This window comes from Rhodohalobacter halophilus (assembly GCF_001715195.1).
In the GTDB taxonomy this organism is placed as follows: domain Bacteria; phylum Bacteroidota; class Rhodothermia; order Balneolales; family Balneolaceae; genus Rhodohalobacter; species Rhodohalobacter halophilus.
On record NZ_MDWE01000066.1, the window covers coordinates 1 to 14,869 of the forward strand.

Sequence of the window (14,869 nt, forward strand, 5' to 3'; positions counted from 1 at the left end):
CCCCAATCACAAAATCCCAACCAGGTATTTCACTTTTGCGACAGATTCCAAACTTACGAGATTTTAAAACAAAATGAAAATCTATTTCAAAAAATGTTTGGAAAAAAATTGCGGATCCGAATGGCAACGATTTGTTACCCTCAAATCCGCAATAGAATCTAAATATACGAAGTAACTATGACCGAAGTCAAGGCTAAGTCGCAATTAATTTATTTTTCTTCTGTTGTTTTATCAGCTTTTTCCTCTTTCTTGGAATCCACTTTTTTTTCAACATTTTCACCCTTCACTTCCGCTTTTTGAGACTTTTTCTTCTCCTCAGCTTTACTTTTGTCTTTAGAAGTCTCTTCATTTTGAGTTGGCTTATTAGACTTACCAGCTCGTCGTGTACGCTTTTTCTTCTTCTCTGAAGATTCGGGTTTTACATCATTAAAATCGACAAGTTCTATAACCGCCATCTGAGCCGAATCACCTAATCTTCTGCCAAGCTTAAGAACCCTGGTATATCCACCCGGCCGATCACCAACCGCAGGGATAATATTATCAAAAAGCTCAGTAACAGCTTTTTTGTCTCTCAACTTGGAGAAAACTTGCCTTCTTGTATGGTTTGTATCCTCTTTAGCCTTGGTAATAATTGGCTCAACAAATGTCCTCAGCTCTTTTGCCTTTGGCAAAGTAGTCTGTATACGCTGCTCTTTAATCAAAGCAACAGACAAAGCCTGTAGCGTAGCCTTTCTGTGAGGAGTGGATCTTCCTAATTTTCTTCCTTTAACTTGGTGACGCATGATTCGTTATCCTATTATTTGTCCAGATATTTGGAAACATCCATTCCAAATTCCAGATTCTTTTCTTCAATTACTTCTACCAATTCCGAGAGAGATTTTTTACCAAAGTTTCTGAACTTAAGTAAATCTTGCTCTTCTCTTGATACCAATTCAGCAATTGTGTTGATGTTTGCTGACTTCAAGCAGTTATATGCACGAACGCTCAGATTAAGGTCCTCAATGCTGGTCTTCAACAAACTTGCTATGCGCTGTTTCTCAGCATCTACCTCTTCCTCTTCCTGTGTAAACGGCTCTTCAATTTTCTCTGTGATAAATTTCTCAATATGCTCTTTGAGAATCTTACCGGAAATTGTCAATGCCTCTTTTGCATTCAATGAACCGTCTGTCGTGACGTTTAGTACCAGTTTTTCATAGTCAGTTCTCTGACCTACTCGTACGTTTTCTACGTCAAATTGAACAGATTTAATGGGGGTAAAGATGGCATCTATCGGCATCAGGTTTACATCATCCTCATAATCTGACGCCATCTCCTCAGCAGGAACATACCCGCGTCCGCGCCCTACTCTAAGTTCAATATCCAGTTCCACATCTTCAGAGAGAGTTGCAACGACCATATCAGGGTTTAACACATCAAAATCAGCCGTAGCATCGTCAATGTCTTTACCTGTAAATGTGCCGGGACCTTTCTTAGAAAGAGTGATTACACCGCCACTCTGCTCTACTTGCTTAAAACGAATCTCTTTAAGATTGAGAATTATTTCGTAAACATCCTCTTTCACACCGTCTATACTGGAGTATTCGTGATCCACACCGTTAATCTTAACAGCGGTGATGGCCAGACCGGGAAGAGATGAAAGCAGAACACGTCTGAATGAATTACCGATTGTAACACCAAACCCTCGCTCCAATGGCTGCAGGATAAAGGTACCAAAGGTATCGGTTTCTTTTTCTACCTCAAGTACTTCTGGCATTTGTAAACTATAGCTGTTCATAGCTGAATCTTTAAAAGACTGTTTAAAATTATTTCGAGTAAAGCTCAATAATCAACTGGACGTTGATATTTTCAGGAATCTCTTCCATGACCGGCACATTCAGGAATTTACCTGTCTTGGATTTCTTGTCGGTTTCAAGCCATTTGTATCTGCTTGTAGAGTAACTCTGAAGAGTTTCCTCGATCAGATCCAAATCTCTCGATTTTGGCCGGATAGTAATTACATCTCCGGGTTTTACCTGGTATGATGGAATATTAACAACCTGTCCGTTTACAACAATATGCTTATGAGACACCAGCTGCCTTGCTTGTCTTCTGGTTCTTGCAAACCCAAGCCGGAAAACGACATTATCTAATCGTGATTCGAGAAGCTGTAAAAGCACTTCACCAGTTACACCTTCTTGACGATTAGCTTTCTCATATAAATTGCGGAACTGCTTCTCGAGAAGACCGTAGGTATACTTAGCTTTTTGCTTCTCATCAAGCTGAATCGCATACTCTGATTTTCTGCTATAACGGCTTCGTCCGTGCTGACCTGGACCGTAAGGTTTTCTTTCCAACGCGCTGCTTGGCCCGAAAATAGGTTCTCGGAATCTACGCGCAACTTTCTGTTTTGGACCTCTGTATCGTGCCATTTACTTACTAATCTTTATTATTAAACTCTTCTTCTTTTTGGTGGGCGGCATCCATTGTGCGGAATGGGTGTTCTATCTTTAATAGATGTTACTTCCAATCCACTGGTTGCCAGTGCACGTACGGCTGCTTCCCGGCCGGAGCCCGGACCTTTCACAAAAACCTCTACTTTTCGAAGCCCCATATCATATGCTGCCTTTGCTGCAGTTTCTGCACTTAACTGTGCTGCATAAGGAGTATTTTTTCTAGATCCTTTAAAACCTTCTTTTCCGGATGATGACCACGACAACACATTACCGTTAGCGTCAGTAACGCTAACCAAAACATTATTGAATGTTGCCTTTACAAATGCCATCCCATTAGGATCTGCAATCTGCTTTTTCTTCTTTTTTCGCGCTAATTTTTCAGCGGCAGCTTTTCTTTGTCTTTTCGCCATTGGATTAAATAATTATACGATTATTTAGGAGCTTTCTTTTTACCGGCAACAGTTCTTCTCTTGCCTTTACGTGTACGTGCATTTGTTTGTGTACGTTGTCCGCGAACCGGCAAACCTTTTCTATGTCTTACGCCTCGATAACTTCCGGTCTCAATCAATCGACGGATATTTCCGTTGATTTCTGTGCGCAGAGCACCCTCAACCTTAAGGTCGTTATCAATAATTGAACGTAACGCAGCAACCTGGTCATCATTCCAGTCCATTACTTTCGTATCGTGATCGATACCCGCTTCGTTCAAAATTTCTTTTGCTGTAGTTTTGCCGATACCAAAAATGTACGTCAGTGCAATAACACCACGTTTCTGCTTCGGTAAATCAACACCTGCGATTCTTGCCATAAAACAAATCCAATAATTTTAACCTTGCCGCTGCTTATGTCGCGGATTCTTTTTGTTAATTACATAGACACGACCTTTACGCCGCACTATCTTGTCGTCCGAACTTCTTTTCTTTACTGAGGATTTAGTCTTCATAATAATCCTGTTTTACTTGTAACGATATGTTATTCTTCCTTTCGTCAAATCATACGGAGACATTTCAACCTGTACTCTGTCACCCGGTAAGATTTTGATGTAGTACATTCTCATTTTGCCAGATACATGAGCAAGGATTTCATGCCCATTATCGAGCTCAACTTTAAATTGAGCATTTGGCAATGCTTCTAAAATTTTTCCGTCTTGCTTTATCGGCTCTTGTTTAGCCATAATGCGTTTCTAGAATTTCATTTTTTGTGATCTCAGCAATATAATCAAAAGTACTGAGAATTTCAGCTTTTCCTTCTCTTACCACAATGTCATGCTCAAAATGAGCTGCTCGTGAATGATCTGCTGTTACAATGGTCCAGCCATCATCTAAGGTTTTCACCTTCCAGCATCCTTCTGTAATCATCGGCTCAATTGCCAATGTCATTCCCGTTCGGAGTCGTTCTCCTCGTCCGGGCTTTCCAAAGTTTGGCACTGATGGATCTTCGTGCATGCTTTTTCCAATTCCATGCCCAACCAAATCTCTCACTACACCAAACCCATTGGCTTCATTATGCTTCTGTATTGCAGAAGCTATGTCGCCAATTTTATTCCCGTGAATTGCCTGTTCAATCCCTTTATAAAGGGATTCGAGTGTTGTCTTGAGAAGTTTCTTTGTTTGATCATCACAATCTCCCACAACAAATGTGTAGGCGTGATCGCCAAAGTAACCGTTCTTTTCAACACCGCAATCAACAGAAACTATATCCCCTTCATTCAACTTCCGTTTTCCGGGAATACCGTGAACAACTTCTTCGTTCACAGAAATACACAAACTGGCTGGAAATGGGTTCTTCTTACCCCCATAGCCCTTAAAAGCCGGTCGTGCATTATTTTTCACTATAAAATCTTCTGCTATTCTGTCAAGATCACCGGTAGTAACTCCGGGTTCAATCTTTTTGGCAACCTCTGCAAGTGTCCTTGACACCAACTGTGCTGCCTCCCGTAGTTTTTCAATTTCCGATTCACTTTTCAGAAAAATCATCAGGCTCGTCGTCTTCCTTTAATCTTGCCTGATTTCATAAATCCATCGTAATGTCTCATCATCAGGTGGCTTTCAACTTGTTGGAGTGTATCTAATGCAACACCAACAATAATCAGCAAACTAGTTCCACCATAGAAGAGAGCAAATCCGGGTGTAACTCCCATTCTTGCCACAATCGCAGGCATAATGGCTACGAACGACAGGAAAAGTGATCCCGGAAGTGTAATTTTTGTCAAAATGTTATCAATAAACTCAACCGTCTGCTTACCCGGTCGCACACCCGGAATAAATCCACCCTGACGCTTCATTGTATCTGCCATCTCCTTTGGATTTACTGCAATCGCGGTATAAAAGAATGTGAAGAACACACAGATAATAAAGAAGATGATTGAGTACGTAATTCCGGTAAAGTCGGCTGACCAGGCTGTTAACCACTGTACAGTTTCATTTTCAGGAAAAAATGTACCTACAGTACTTGGTATAAACATGATAGACTGTGCAAAAATAATCGGCATCACACCTGCAGCATTTACCCTTATCGGCAGATACTGAGTTGTACCGCCATAAACTTTACGACCAACAACTCTTTTAGCATACTGAACCGGAATTTTACGGGTTCCCTGAGTAAGAAGAACACAAGATGCAATTACCAGGGCCAATCCTGCCAGCTCCATAATTACAATTATCGCATTATTTGTTGTCTGAATTTCATTCATCAGGTTAGTCGGAAGAACTGCAATAATTCCGATCATAATAAGTAATGATATACCATTACCAATTCCACGGTCTGTAATACGTTCACCCAGCCACATCACAAATGTGGTTCCGGCGGTTAGTACAACAATCGCTGTAAAAATGAATGTTGCATTGCTAACAACAATAGCCTCAGGCGATGTTGCCATCAGGTTGATGGCAAAACCAATTGCCTGAACTGCAGTAATTCCGACAGTTCCATAACGTGTCAGTCTGTTTATCTTTCTACGTCCCTCTTCTCCTTCTCGCTGAAGTTTTTGAAAATAAGGAACGGCAGCTCCCATCAGCTGAATAATAATAGCAGCGGTAATGTAGGGCATAATTCCAAGTGCAAATACACCTGCTCTGGAAAAAGCACCTCCTACAAAAAGATCAAATAAGCCCAAAAGGCTTGACGCATCCCCTTGTGCCTGAGTTAATAAACTTGCATCTACTCCTGGCATCGTAACATAACTACCGATACGATACACCATAAGAATCCCCACTACGTACAAAATACGATCACGGAGATCCTCGATTTTAAATATGTTTCTAAAGTTTTCTATTAAACTCATTAGATATATTCAACTGATGTGATTGTGGCTGTTTACGAGATAATTTTAACTTCTCCGCCCGCTGCTTCAACTTTTTCTTTTGCTGATTTGCTGCAAGCGTGAACTTCGATAGAGATTTTCTGGCTTACCTCACCATTCCCCAAAAGTTTGACTCGATCTTTATCATCGGCCAATCCCTGGGCTACAATATCATCCAGAGTGATGGAGTCTGATAATCTTCCAGCCTCAATAAAGTCAGCTACTTTTTGCACATTTAATGCTTGGTATTCCGTTCTGAATGGATTTTTAAATCCAAACTTAGGAATTCGTCGTTGAAGAGGCATTTGTCCACCTTCAAACCAGGCCTTTACTTTACTACCACTTCGTGACTTCTGTCCGTTATGCCCTCTTCCGGACTGTTCACCTATTCCGGATCCTTGTCCGCGTCCTACCCGTTTGCGAGACTTTTTGTTTGTCTCCGGAGCTTTTAGATTGTGTAATTTCATGACAAGATCTTTATTAAAAAACTATGATTATCCTTCAAAAACTTTGCCTACGCTCACGCCTCTGCGTTGAGCTACTTCAACAGGGTCAGTCAGTTCACGCAGTGCTTCGTATGCGGCTTTCACCATGTTGTGCGGGTTTGATGATCCCAAAGATTTAGACAGGATATTATGAAAACCTGCTACCTCCAGGATAGATTTTACCGGGCCACCGGCAATTACACCGGTACCTTCAGCTGCCGGACGAAGAAGCACTTTTCCTGCTCCTTTCTTTCCTACAACAGGGTGGTGAATACTTCCTGATTTGGTAATCGGCACTTTGATAAGGTTTTTCTTAGCATTGTCAAAACCTTTCTGGATTGCATCTGATACTTCGTTTGCTTTACCCAGTCCGTGACCTACAACACCTTCGCCATTACCAACTACTACAATTGCGTTAAAACTGAACCGACGTCCACCCTTTACTACTTTCGATACACGGTTAATGTGCACCAATTTCTCTTCAAGGTTTAAATTAGCAGCCGGAATATTATGTTTTCTTCTTACTTTAGGCATAATTAAAAATGATTTATAAGTCTAATCCTCCTTCACGGGCACCATCAGCGGCAGCTTTCACAACTCCGTGGTATTTGTATCCACTTCTGTCATAAACTACCTTATTTATTCCCTGTTCTTTTGCTGCCTCGGCAAGTGCTTTTCCTACCAAATGAGCGGCATCAACACCTGACTTATCTTTCAATTCGTCTTCAAGTGCACCAGACTTTGTTGACATAGAAAGCAGCGTTGCATTTTCTCTATCGTTAATAAGCTGTAAATAAACATGCTTATTACTTTTAAAAATGCTCAAACGTGGTCTTTCAGAAGTTCCACGGATGGTAGAGCGGATTCTTCTGCGGATCTTATTTCTACGTTCGGTCTTTTTCTTATTCTTTTTCATTTTCTAAAGATCTCTAAAATTTACTTAGCTGCAGATTTACCGGCTTTTCTACGTACATACTCATCTACGTATCGAATACCTTTTCCTTTGTACGGCTCAGGCTTACGCAGGGAACGTATTTTTGCTGCTACCTGTCCAACCAGCTCTTTATTCACTCCGCTGATAATTACAATCGGATTTTTTTTCCTTTTTGTATCCACTTCAATATCAATACCTTCGGGCGGCACAAAATGAATCGGATGAGAATATCCCAGGTTTAGCTCCAACACATCGCCTGAATAGGCTGCACGGTAACCAACACCGATAATCTCTAACTCTTTTTTATATCCTTCCGTAACACCAACTACCATATTCTCAATCAAAGAACGGTACAAACCGTGAAGTGACTTCTGCTCCTTTGAGTCATTCTGTCTCTTCACAACGATATCACTGTCGGAAACTTCAATTTCAATTTCTGGATGTATACGCAGTGTACCGGTCCCCTTATCTCCTTTTACGGTAGCAATGTTATCCGCATCAATAGAGAATTCTACATTTTTTAAAAGTGGAATCGGCTGCTTACCTATTCTGGACATAACTTTTCTCTAATTCTTTAATTAGTAAACAGTGCAGAGAATTTCTCCGCCTACATTAAGTTTACGTGCTTCTTTATCTGTCATCACTCCTCTTGACGTAGAGACAATCACAACGCCAAGGCCGTTATATGATCGAGGAATGTTGTCAGATGAAGAGTACTTTCTCAATCCCGGCTTGGATACACGTTTCATTTCCCGGATAACCGGCTTTCCGTAAGCATCATATTTCAGGAAAATTCGAATAATGCCTTGTTTTCCATCTTCAATATCGATGAACTTATTTACATAGCCTTTGTCCACGAGAATCTTAGTCATCGCCCGCTTAATTTTTGAAGCAGGGATATCAACGCGTCTATGGCCGGCACGCTGTGCATTTCTAATGCGTGTTAAAAAGTCTGATATAGTGTCGCTTTGCATAATTTACAGTCTCCAGTTTACCAACTTGCTTTTCGAACGCCGGGAATTTTACCATTTAAGGCAAGTTCACGGAATTTAATTCTAGAAATTCCATACTTACCTACATAACCTCTTGATCGGCCGGTGATAGAGCAGCGATTTCGTACTCTAGTCGGACTTGCGTCTCGAGGTAATTTTTGCAGGGCTTCGTAGTCGCCGGCTTCTTTCAGCTGCTTTCTTTTCTCGGCGTACTTTTCTACAGTTCGTTTTCGTTTTTCGTTTCTCGCTATCCAGGATTTTTTAGCCATTATAGAACCTTGTCTTAATATTAAATTATTTTTTGAATGGCATTCCAAAGTGCTTCAGAAGCGCAAATGCTTCTTCATCACTTTCAGCTGATGTTACAAATGTTACATCCATACCGTGTACTAATTTCGCCTTATCAACATCAATTTCAGGGAAAATGGTATGTTCTTTAATACCCATTGTGTAGTTACCTCTGCCATCAAAACTCTTATTAGGAACTCCTTGAAAATCTCGGGTTCTTGGCAGCGCCAGGTTAATGAGCCTGTCGAGAAATTCAAACATAATTTTTCCTCGCAAGGTAACCTTGCATCCAATCGGCATACCTTCTCTTAACTTAAAGTTAGAGATAGATTTCTTTGCCTTTGTTTTTACCGGAGCCTGACCAGTGATGGTTGCAATATTTTCACTGATCACATCAAGTATTTTGGCATCGTTTATAGCATCACCGGCTCCAACATTAATTACAATCTTCTGTAATTTTGGAATACCCATGACATTCTCATACTTAAACTCTTCACGGAGTTTAGGCATGATCTCTTCTTTATACTGTGTGTAAAGTCTTGCTTCAGCCATTCTACTATTTATTTATCAATGATTTCGCCACTGGTTTTTGCATATCGCACCCAACGTCCGCCACCATCTTCTTCAATTCTTTTACGTCCAATTCTGGTTGGTTCATCCGTGGTTGGGTCAATCACCATCACATTGGAGAGATGAATAGAAGCTTCACGCTTCATTCTTCCGCCCTGCGGATTCTCCTGAGTTGGTTTTTCGTGGTGTGTCCTCATATTAATTCCTTCAACCAGAACTCTATCTGTTTTAGGATATACAAAGAGAACACGGCCTCTTTTTCCTTTGTCATTTCCGGCAATAACTAAAACAGTATCACCTTTTTTAACATGTAATTTTTTCTGCGTGTTATACTTACGTGGCATAACAAATATGATTTTAAAGTACTTCCGGAGCCAGTGATACGATTCTCATAAAGTTTCTTTCCCGAAGCTCTCTGGCTACAGGTCCGAAGATACGAGTTCCTACCGGTTCCTTTTCTTTGTTAATAATTACTGCCGCGTTTTCATCAAAACGGATATAACTACCATCACGGCGACGAATTTCTTTCTTAGTTCTCACTACTACTGCCTGAACAACGTCTCCCTTCTTAACATTACCTCCGGGTATCGCTGTTTTTACAGAGCATGAGATTAAATCTCCAATACGTGCATAACGTCTTCTTGAATCACCAAGAACCTTAATACACATAACCTTTTTTGCGCCGCTATTGTCGGCAACGTTTAATACACTTTGCGTTTGAATCATGAGCTTTACCTACAAGATTGAACGTTATTTTGCTCTTTCTACGATATCTACCAAACGCCATGTTTTGCGCTTAGATAGAGGCCGAGTTGACATTATCAAAACAGTATCACCCACTTTGGCATCATTGTTTTCATCATGTGCCATATATTTTGTGGTTTTCGTGATAAACTTACCGTAGATAGGATGTTTAATCTGTCGATCTACAGCAACTGTAATGCTCTTCTCCATTCGGTCACTTACAACTCGACCGGTTCTGGTTCTTCTTTGAGATCTTTGTGCTTCAGCCATAATTTATTCAGCACCTAATTTTTCATTAATAATCGTCTTCAGACGGGCAATTTCCCGTTTGGTGGTTTTAATCTTGGCCGGGTTTTCAATTTGGCCGGCAATTGCTTTGTTGAATCGGAAGTTTTCCAGAGCTTCCACTTCATCATTCAGCCTAGCCTCTAATTCCGTCATTGTTAAGTCTCGTAGTTCGTGTGCTTTCATCAGATATCCTCTGTCAATTATTCTCCGTCGTAATCACGACGCTTAATAAATTTCGTTTTAATTGGCAGTTTATTAGAAGCACGACGCAAAGCCTCTTTTGCTTTCTCTTCACTTACACCGGCAATTTCAAAAAGAATTCTCCCCGGCTTAACAACTGCAACAAAGTGATCCAATGTACCTTTACCTTTACCCATTCGGGTTTCAGCAGGTTTTCTGGTAATTGGGCGATCCGGAAAAATTCTGATAAATGTTTTACCGTCTCTTTGCAGAGTTCTTGCAATAGTTACCCGGCATGCTTCAATTTGTCGTGATGTAATAAACTTTGGCTCGAGTGCTTTCAGTCCAAAACTTCCAAAAGCCAGAGTATGCCCGCGTTGTGCATTCCCTTTGAGCTTATCACGATGAACTCTTCTTCTGTGTACTCTTTTCGGTTCTAACATTGTTCTTTACTCAAACGGTTAATTTCTACTGCGTCTTTTCGATCTTCTGGATCGTCTGTCGCCAGACTTACCGGAACGTTTTCGTTTCGGTTCATCATCCTGTTTGCTTTGTGATCCCGGTGTTAAATCTACATCACCGATAATTTCACCTTTAAAAATCCAAACTGATACTCCAATAGAACCATAGATGGTGTTTGAAGTAGTATTTGAATAATCAATTTCAGCTCTCAGGGTATGAAGTGGAACACGTCCTTCTTTATACTGCTCAGTACGAGCCATTTCAGCTCCACCCAATCTACCGGAACATTTAATCTTAATACCTTTGGCACCCATTCTCATCGCAGATGATACTGCTGTTTTCATCGCACGTCTGAATGAGACTCTTGCCTGAAGTTGTTGAGCAATGTTCTGTGCTACCAGGCTGGCATCCAGTTCAGGTCGTTTAATTTCACTTACATTGATCTGAACTTCCTTGTTAGTAATCTTTTTCAGCTCTTCACGAAGCAGTTCAATTTGCTCACCACCTTTACCGATTATAACACCGGGGCGTGATGTGTTTAAAGTGAGAAGGATTCGCTTGGGTGTACGTTCAATGACTACATTGGATAGGCCGCCATTTCTCAGACGTGTAGCAAGATATTCCCGAAGTTTATGGTCTTCCAGCAACATGGCCGGTTCATTCTCTTCAGAATACCAGTTGGATTCCCATCCTTGTATAATTCCAAGTCTTAGTCCGGTTGGATTGGTTTTTTGTCCCAATGTTCTACTCGTTTATTCTTCTGTTACAGTTTCTTCCTGAAGCTTCGATACAACCACAGTGATGTGGCAGCTTCGTTTGTTAATTCTATGGGCACGTCCCATCGGAGCCGGCTGAATTCTCTTCAATGTTACTCCTTCATCTACATAAATTTCTTTTATATACAGAAGGTCGTTATCTAAACGCTCTTCCTGAAATTTATCGCGCACGTTTGCCGCAGCCGACTTAATCACTTTAGCAACATCTGTTGATGCAGACTTTGTATCATAGTCGAGCTTTGTAAGTGCTTTATCCACACGCTCTCCTCTGACAAAGTTAGCAACCAGTCTCACTTTACGCGGAGACTTTCTCAGATGCTTTTGTACTGCTTTTGCTTCAAATACTGGCGTTTCCATCAATCAGTCTCTTTTAATTATTTAGCCTTTTTAAGTGGATGGCCACGGAACGTTCTGGTCGGTGCAAATTCACCGAGTTTATGTCCAACCATATTTTCAGTAATGTACACCGGAATAAACTGCTTTCCATTGTGTACAGCGATCGTCAAGCCAACAAAATCCGGTGTTACCATCGAACTTCTGGACCAGGTTTTGATTACTTTCTTTTTGCCGCTTTCATTCACAGCATCAATTTTACGCTGAAGCTTGTAATGAACGAAAGGCCCTTTTTTTAGCGAACGTGGCATACTTATTAAGCTTTTTTAGTTTTTCGACGTCTAACGATAAACTTAGACGATAACTTTTTCGGTTTTCTTGTCTTTTTACCTTTTGCGGACTGACCCCATGGTGATCTCGGGTGGCCTCCTGAAGCTTTACCTTCACCACCGCCCATTGGGTGATCAACAGGGTTCATAGCAACACCACGAACTTTAGGTCGTCGGCCAAGCCATCTGTTTCTTCCGGCTTTACCCTTCTTGGTGTTGAAGTGATCTGTATTACTTGTAACACCCACTGTTGCAAAACACCCGGCTAATACCATTCTCACTTCACCTGATGGCAATTTAACGGTTGCATACTTCTCAGTTTTAGCAACAAGTTGTGCACTCGTTCCGGCACTTCTGCAAAGCTGGCCACCTTTTCCGGGGATCATTTCAACATTATGAACAATCGTACCCAGAGGCATGTTTTTCAACGGCATTGCATTACCGGTCTCAGGAGCAGCTGTTTCACTGCTTATAACAGTATCGCCAACACTCAATTTATTGGGTGCAATAATGTATCGTTTCTCACCATCTGCATAAGCCAGGAGAGCAATACGCGCTGTTCTGTTCGGATCATACTCAATCGTTTGAACCTTAGCCGGTATATCAAATTTATTACGATGAAAATCGATCGCACGGTACTTACGCTTATGACCTCCGCCTCGTCGCCGGGATGTCATTCGTCCTCGGTTATTTCTACCGCCGGATTTACCAGCCCCTTTGGTAAGAGACTTTTGCGGACGATTCGTAGTTACATCGTCAAAAACCGGTGCAATACGATGGCGCTGTCCTGGTGTTGTCGGTTTTATTTGCTTGGTAGCCATTGTCTAATATTCTTTAAATTTCGCTGAAAAAGTCTATTTCGCCTTCCTTAAGCGTAATAATCGCTTTTTTCCAAACTTTGCTTCTTCCACTTACAAATCCACTCTTGGTGAAACGCCCCTTAGGCTTGGAAGGAACAATAATGGTGTTCACTTTTTTCACTTTTACTTCAGGATACTTCTCTTCAACTGCTTTTCTGATCTGTGGCTTTGTTGCATTTCTTGCCACTTCAAAAGCATACTGCTGATGCTCTTCCTGGAGTCGAGTCAGTTTTTCAGTAATTAATGGTTGAATTAATACACTCATGCTGCTTCCTCATCCACTTTTGGTTCAATGCTGTTTTCTAATACAGGGATCGCACTCTCCTGCACTACAACTACATCAGCTTTCATGATGTCGTAAGTTGATGGCTGATTTGCTTCCAGTACATTAACTCCGGGAATATTTCTAGCAGAAATGAAAATGTTACGATCTGCATCAGGAGTTAAAAGGAGAACTTTCTTACCGTCAACTTTAAGAGCGGTTAAAAGTTCAGCCACCTGCTTTGTTTTAGGCGCATCATAACTGAAGTCTTCAACCACCAGGATTGATTCTTCATTTACCTTCAGTGACAAAGCAGACTTACGAGCTAATCTTTTCGCTTTTTTAGAAAGATTAACTGTATAAGTACGTGGTTTAGGACCAAATACTGTTCCACCGCCTTTCAAAAGTGGAGATCGTATGGATCCTCTACGGGCCATACCTGTTCCCTTTTGCTTATAAGCTTTTTTACCGCCGCCGCGAACTTCACCTCGCTCTTTGGTTTTAGCAGTACCTTGTCTGCCATTTGCCAAAATTCGGCGTACATCTTCATAAAGCACAGTCTCGTTAGGCTCTATTGCAAAGATAGAATCACTCAGTTGAGCCTTTTTACTACTGCTCGTTCCGTCAGTTTTTAAAATCGATAATTCCATCAGGCTACTTCCTGTGATTGATTATAAATCTCAACGTATCCTCCTTTAGAACCCGGAATAGATCCGGTGATCATAAGCAAATTAGACTCAGGAAGAATTTTAGCTACAGAGAGATTTTTAATTTTAGTTCGTTGGTTTCCGGATCGGCCCGCCATCTTCATTCCTTTAAATACTCTTGAAGGATCAGACGCCTGACCAATAGATCCAGGTGCTCTTTCTCTGTTGTGCTGACCGTGTGTCTGGTCTCCAACACCACTGAAATTGTGGCGTTTAATAACACCTGTGAATCCGGTTCCTTTAGAAATTCCGGCCACATCAACGTGATCACCAATTGAAAATACATCTTCAATATTCAGTTCATCACCAACCTCAAACCCTTCAGGAATATAATCCCTGAATTCAGTTATCACTTTTTTAGGGTTGGAACCGGCTTTATCAAAATGTCCGTTCAGTGCTTTAGAAATTGTTTTCGCTTTTCTGTCAAAAGCAGCTACCTGAACGGCATTGTAACCGTCACTTTCTTCTGTTTTAATTTGGGTAATTGTACAAGCCGGTACTTCGATAACTGTCACCGCAATACTGCGTCCAAGCTCATCAAAGATGCTTGTCATTCCCACTTTTTTTCCGATTAAACCACTCATGGTACTTTTGGAATTTTTACACTTTAATTTCTACATCCACGCCGGAAGGAAGCTCAAGCTTCATCAGGGCATCAACGGTTTGTGAACCGGTTGACAGTATATCTATCAACCGTTTGTGTGAACGATACTCAAACTGTTCGCGTGATTTTTTGTTTACGTGAACAGATCGGTTTACAGTGATGATGTTTTTGTTGGTCGGTAATGGAATTGGACCCGACACCACTGCTCCTGTTGATTTAACAGTCTGAATAATTTTTTCAGCTGATTTGTCAATCAGGTTATGATCGTACGACTTTAATTTAATTCTGATTTTTTGTTGTGTTGCCACTGTTAAAATCCTTT

At 41.0% G+C, this 14,869-nt stretch carries 29 protein-coding genes; all 29 read right to left on the reverse strand.

Annotated features, from left to right (window positions below):
• Positions 1–209 precede the first annotated feature (209 nt).
• From rplQ to rpsJ, 29 genes are read right to left on the reverse strand one after another with little or no spacing between them, the layout of a single operon-like run.
• Positions 210–782 (reverse strand): 50S ribosomal protein L17, encoded by a 573-nt coding sequence (gene rplQ / locus BG260_RS14560; protein ID WP_069133454.1) that lies wholly within the window; start codon positions 780–782, stop codon positions 210–212.
• A gap of 14 nt (positions 783–796) precedes the next feature.
• Positions 797–1,774 (reverse strand): DNA-directed RNA polymerase subunit alpha, encoded by a 978-nt coding sequence (locus BG260_RS13330; RefSeq protein ID WP_069133455.1) that lies wholly within the window; start codon positions 1,772–1,774, stop codon positions 797–799.
• Positions 1,775–1,802: 28 nt separating this feature from the next.
• Entirely contained in the window at positions 1,803–2,408 is a 606-nt protein-coding gene (rpsD, locus tag BG260_RS13335; RefSeq protein WP_069133456.1) for a 30S ribosomal protein S4, read from the reverse strand.
• A 20-nt stretch (positions 2,409–2,428) separates the two neighbouring features.
• On the reverse strand, positions 2,429–2,842 hold the full coding sequence (gene rpsK / locus BG260_RS13340; protein WP_069133457.1) for a 30S ribosomal protein S11: 414 nt from the start codon (positions 2,840–2,842) through the stop codon (positions 2,429–2,431).
• 20 nt (positions 2,843–2,862) lie between these two features.
• Positions 2,863–3,240: a 30S ribosomal protein S13 gene (gene rpsM, locus BG260_RS13345; protein ID WP_069133458.1), complete on the reverse strand. Its 378-nt coding sequence runs from the start codon at positions 3,238–3,240 to the stop codon at positions 2,863–2,865.
• A gap of 18 nt (positions 3,241–3,258) precedes the next feature.
• Positions 3,259–3,375: a 50S ribosomal protein L36 gene (gene rpmJ, locus BG260_RS13980; protein WP_083750331.1), complete on the reverse strand. Its 117-nt coding sequence runs from the start codon at positions 3,373–3,375 to the stop codon at positions 3,259–3,261.
• Positions 3,376–3,387: 12 nt separating this feature from the next.
• Positions 3,388–3,606: a translation initiation factor IF-1 gene (gene infA, locus BG260_RS13350; protein WP_069133459.1), complete on the reverse strand. Its 219-nt coding sequence runs from the start codon at positions 3,604–3,606 to the stop codon at positions 3,388–3,390.
• Positions 3,599–4,408 carry a type I methionyl aminopeptidase gene (gene map / locus BG260_RS13355; protein ID WP_069133460.1) on the reverse strand — a complete coding sequence of 270 codons (810 nt, stop codon included), beginning with the start codon at positions 4,406–4,408 and terminating at the stop codon, positions 3,599–3,601. The genes infA and map overlap by 8 nt, the downstream gene beginning before the upstream one ends.
• Positions 4,408–5,715, reverse strand: coding sequence for a preprotein translocase subunit SecY (gene secY / locus BG260_RS13360; protein ID WP_069133461.1), 1,308 nt, complete (start codon positions 5,713–5,715; stop codon positions 4,408–4,410). The genes map and secY overlap by 1 nt, the downstream gene beginning before the upstream one ends.
• A 32-nt stretch (positions 5,716–5,747) precedes the next feature.
• Positions 5,748–6,200 (reverse strand): 50S ribosomal protein L15, encoded by a 453-nt coding sequence (gene rplO / locus BG260_RS13365; RefSeq protein WP_069133462.1) that lies wholly within the window; start codon positions 6,198–6,200, stop codon positions 5,748–5,750.
• A gap of 27 nt (positions 6,201–6,227) precedes the next feature.
• Positions 6,228–6,752, reverse strand: a complete 525-nt coding sequence (gene rpsE, locus BG260_RS13370) for a 30S ribosomal protein S5 (protein ID WP_069133463.1) — start codon at positions 6,750–6,752, stop codon at positions 6,228–6,230.
• A gap of 13 nt (positions 6,753–6,765) precedes the next feature.
• Positions 6,766–7,134, reverse strand: coding sequence for a 50S ribosomal protein L18 (gene rplR / locus BG260_RS13375; RefSeq protein WP_069133464.1), 369 nt, complete (start codon positions 7,132–7,134; stop codon positions 6,766–6,768).
• A gap of 20 nt (positions 7,135–7,154) precedes the next feature.
• Positions 7,155–7,709 carry a 50S ribosomal protein L6 gene (gene rplF / locus BG260_RS13380; RefSeq protein WP_069133465.1) on the reverse strand — a complete coding sequence of 185 codons (555 nt, stop codon included), beginning with the start codon at positions 7,707–7,709 and terminating at the stop codon, positions 7,155–7,157.
• Positions 7,710–7,730: 21 nt separating this feature from the next.
• Positions 7,731–8,126, reverse strand: coding sequence for a 30S ribosomal protein S8 (gene rpsH / locus BG260_RS13385; RefSeq protein WP_069133466.1), 396 nt, complete (start codon positions 8,124–8,126; stop codon positions 7,731–7,733).
• 17 nt (positions 8,127–8,143) lie between these two features.
• Complete coding sequence (gene rpsN / locus BG260_RS13390) at positions 8,144–8,413, reverse strand: 30S ribosomal protein S14 (protein WP_069133467.1); 270 nt, start codon at positions 8,411–8,413, stop codon at positions 8,144–8,146.
• 25 nt (positions 8,414–8,438) lie between these two features.
• Positions 8,439–8,984 carry a 50S ribosomal protein L5 gene (gene rplE, locus BG260_RS13395; RefSeq protein WP_069133468.1) on the reverse strand — a complete coding sequence of 182 codons (546 nt, stop codon included), beginning with the start codon at positions 8,982–8,984 and terminating at the stop codon, positions 8,439–8,441.
• A gap of 8 nt (positions 8,985–8,992) precedes the next feature.
• Entirely contained in the window at positions 8,993–9,346 is a 354-nt protein-coding gene (rplX, locus tag BG260_RS13400; protein WP_069133469.1) for a 50S ribosomal protein L24, read from the reverse strand.
• A 13-nt stretch (positions 9,347–9,359) separates the two neighbouring features.
• Positions 9,360–9,728 carry a 50S ribosomal protein L14 gene (rplN, locus tag BG260_RS13405; protein ID WP_069133470.1) on the reverse strand — a complete coding sequence of 123 codons (369 nt, stop codon included), beginning with the start codon at positions 9,726–9,728 and terminating at the stop codon, positions 9,360–9,362.
• Positions 9,729–9,752: 24 nt separating this feature from the next.
• Complete coding sequence (rpsQ, locus tag BG260_RS13410; protein WP_069133471.1) at positions 9,753–10,016, reverse strand: 30S ribosomal protein S17; 264 nt, start codon at positions 10,014–10,016, stop codon at positions 9,753–9,755.
• A gap of 3 nt (positions 10,017–10,019) precedes the next feature.
• Positions 10,020–10,217 carry a 50S ribosomal protein L29 gene (gene rpmC, locus BG260_RS13415; RefSeq protein ID WP_069133472.1) on the reverse strand — a complete coding sequence of 66 codons (198 nt, stop codon included), beginning with the start codon at positions 10,215–10,217 and terminating at the stop codon, positions 10,020–10,022.
• Between the two features lie 17 nt (positions 10,218–10,234).
• Positions 10,235–10,657, reverse strand: coding sequence for a 50S ribosomal protein L16 (rplP, locus tag BG260_RS13420; protein WP_069133473.1), 423 nt, complete (start codon positions 10,655–10,657; stop codon positions 10,235–10,237).
• Between the two features lie 18 nt (positions 10,658–10,675).
• Positions 10,676–11,416: a 30S ribosomal protein S3 gene (gene rpsC, locus BG260_RS13425; RefSeq protein WP_069133474.1), complete on the reverse strand. Its 741-nt coding sequence runs from the start codon at positions 11,414–11,416 to the stop codon at positions 10,676–10,678.
• A 12-nt stretch (positions 11,417–11,428) separates the two neighbouring features.
• Positions 11,429–11,809: a 50S ribosomal protein L22 gene (gene rplV / locus BG260_RS13430; RefSeq protein ID WP_069133475.1), complete on the reverse strand. Its 381-nt coding sequence runs from the start codon at positions 11,807–11,809 to the stop codon at positions 11,429–11,431.
• Between the two features lie 17 nt (positions 11,810–11,826).
• Positions 11,827–12,096 (reverse strand): 30S ribosomal protein S19, encoded by a 270-nt coding sequence (rpsS, locus tag BG260_RS13435; protein ID WP_069133476.1) that lies wholly within the window; start codon positions 12,094–12,096, stop codon positions 11,827–11,829.
• Positions 12,097–12,101: 5 nt separating this feature from the next.
• On the reverse strand, positions 12,102–12,935 hold the full coding sequence (gene rplB, locus BG260_RS13440; protein ID WP_069133477.1) for a 50S ribosomal protein L2: 834 nt from the start codon (positions 12,933–12,935) through the stop codon (positions 12,102–12,104).
• A 13-nt stretch (positions 12,936–12,948) separates the two neighbouring features.
• On the reverse strand, positions 12,949–13,239 hold the full coding sequence (rplW, locus tag BG260_RS13445; RefSeq protein ID WP_069133478.1) for a 50S ribosomal protein L23: 291 nt from the start codon (positions 13,237–13,239) through the stop codon (positions 12,949–12,951).
• The gene (rplD, locus tag BG260_RS13450; protein ID WP_069133479.1) at positions 13,236–13,886 is read right to left on the reverse strand and encodes a 50S ribosomal protein L4; all 651 of its coding nucleotides are present in this window, start codon (positions 13,884–13,886) and stop codon (positions 13,236–13,238) included. The genes rplW and rplD overlap by 4 nt, the downstream gene beginning before the upstream one ends.
• Positions 13,886–14,527: a 50S ribosomal protein L3 gene (gene rplC, locus BG260_RS13455; RefSeq protein WP_069133480.1), complete on the reverse strand. Its 642-nt coding sequence runs from the start codon at positions 14,525–14,527 to the stop codon at positions 13,886–13,888. The genes rplD and rplC overlap by 1 nt, the downstream gene beginning before the upstream one ends.
• A gap of 16 nt (positions 14,528–14,543) precedes the next feature.
• Positions 14,544–14,855, reverse strand: coding sequence for a 30S ribosomal protein S10 (gene rpsJ, locus BG260_RS13460; protein ID WP_069133481.1), 312 nt, complete (start codon positions 14,853–14,855; stop codon positions 14,544–14,546).
• Positions 14,856–14,869: the final 14 nt, after the last annotated feature.